Here is a 1,705-nt window from a genome sequence, read left to right on the forward strand (position 1 = left end):
CCGCCCAGAACTCCGGCCGCGGCGCGATGCGGTGGCCGAGGCGGTAGACCGTCGTACGGGACCGGCCGCGCACGCGCAGGTGTACGTCGGACGGGCCGGGGTGGGCCTGGAGCACCGCCTTGAGCCGGCCCACGGACCCGGGCGTGACCTGGGCCTCGGTGATGTCGAGGCGGACCGGGGCGCGTTCGCCCGCGGCGCTGAGGTCGGGGACGGCGAGTTCCATGGCGACCAGGCGGGGGACGTCCTCGCGCTTGTCGAGGCGGCCCTTGACGAAGACGATGGCGTCCTCGACGAGTTGCGTGGCCACGAGTTGGTAGGTGGCGGGGAAGAAGAGGCAGTCGAGGGAGCCGCCGAGGTCCTCGACGGTGGCGATGGCCCAGGCGTTGCCCTGCTTGGTCATCTTCCGCTGGAGTCCGGAGATGATGCCGCCGATGGTGACGATGGTGCCGTCGGCGTGGTCGCCGCCGTTGAGCGCGGCGATGGCGGCGTCTGCTTTGTCGTCCAGGACGTGTTCGACGCCGAAGAGCGGGTGGTCGGAGACGTAGAGCCCGAGCATCTCCCGCTCCTGCGCGAGCAGATACGGCTTCTCCCACTCCTCGTCGGCGAACTGCACGTCGAGCCCGAAGGCCGGCCCGTCCGCCGCGCCCGCGTCGCCCATGTCGCCGAAGAGGTCGAACTGCCCCTCGGCCTCCTTCCGCTTGACCTGCACGACGGCGTCGATCATCGGCTCGTACTCGGCGAGGAGGCCCTTGCGCGTGTGGCCGAGGGCGTCGAACGCGCCCGCTTTGATGAGGGATTCGGTGGTGCGCTTGTTGCAGACGACGGGCTCGGACTTGTCGAGGTAGTCGGGAAAGGAGAGGTAGGCCCCGTTGGCCTGCCGGCCGCGCACGATGGAGTCCACGACGTTGCGGCCGACGTTGCGGACGGCGGAGAGGCCGAAGACGATGGTGTCGTCGCCGCGGGGCGTGAAGTCGGCCTCGGATTCGTTGACGTCCGGGGGGAGCACCTTGATGCCCATCTTCCGGCACTCGTTGAGGTAGACCGCGGACTTGTCCTTGTCGTCGCGCACGGACGTCAGCAGCGCGGCCATGTACTCGGCCGGGTAGTTCGCCTTGAGGTACGCCGTCCAGTAGGAGACGAGCGCGTAGGCCGCGGCGTGCGCCTTGTTGTACGCGTAGCCGGCGAAGGGCACCAGGACGTCCCAGACCGCCTGCACCGCCTCGTCCGGATAGCCGCGCTCGCGGCAGCCGTCCCGGAACGGGACGAACTCCTTGTCGAGGACCTCCTGCTTCTTCTTGCCCATGGCCCGGCGCAGCAGGTCGGCCTGGCCGAGGGTGTAGCCGGCGAGGACCTGCGCGGCTTTTTGCACCTGCTCCTGGTAGACGACGAGCCCGTAGGTGATGTCGAGGACTTCCTTCAGCGGCTCGGCGAGCCTCGGGTGGATCGGGGTGATGTCCTGGCGGCCGTTCTTGCGCAGGGCGTAGTTGATGTGGGAGTTCATGCCCATGGGGCCGGGCCGGTAGAGGGCGGTGACGGCGGTGATGTCCTCGAAGTGGTCGGGGCGCATCAGCCGCAGCAGCGAGCGCATCGCGCTGCCGTCGAACTGGAAGACGCCGAGGGTGTCGCCGCGGCCGAGGAGTTCGAAGGTCCTGGCGTCGCTCAGCGGCAGCGACAGCAGTTCGATGTCGGTCCCCTTGTTGGCGCG

The 1,705-nt window shown here is 69.3% G+C and carries 1 protein-coding gene; it reads right to left on the reverse strand.

The window, feature by feature from the left end; genetic code table 11:
* On the reverse strand, positions 1 to 1,705 hold a 1,705-nt coding region (gene dnaE / locus H5J30_RS31520), incomplete at both ends, for a DNA polymerase III subunit alpha (RefSeq protein ID WP_181790977.1).

It is taken from the genome of Streptomyces phytophilus (genome assembly GCF_013870535.1).
Classification (GTDB): Bacteria; Actinomycetota; Actinomycetes; order Streptomycetales; family Streptomycetaceae; genus Streptomyces; species Streptomyces phytophilus.